Here is a 264-nt window from a genome sequence, read left to right as displayed (position 1 = left end):
TCCATTACTGCGTTATCGTAACAGTTTCCTTTGCGCGACATGCTTTGGGTAATTCCTTGTTTCTTCAACGCATGTTGATACTGCTTCATCTGATAGTGCCAGCCTTGATCCGAATGCAGGAGGAGTTTAACCTCTTTGGATAAGCGTTTAAAGGCCTGATTCAGCATTTCAGAGACTAAGGAGTATGTAGGACGAGACCCTACTGTGTAGGTGATAATTTCACCGTTAAACAAGTCCAGCACAGGTGATAAATACAGCTTTTCA

General features: G+C 42.8%; 1 protein-coding gene. It reads right to left on the bottom strand.

Features of this window, described 5'->3' with window-relative positions; genetic code table 11:
- On the bottom strand, nt 1-264 hold a 264-nt coding region (locus MRBLPE1_RS33245; protein ID WP_364149810.1), incomplete at both ends, for a DDE-type integrase/transposase/recombinase.

The sequence above is a fragment of the Paenibacillus sp. LPE1-1-1.1 genome (genome assembly GCF_040676435.1).
In the GTDB taxonomy this organism is placed as follows: domain Bacteria; phylum Bacillota; class Bacilli; order Paenibacillales; family Paenibacillaceae; genus Pristimantibacillus.
This window is presented reverse-complemented; position numbering and strand designations above follow the sequence as displayed.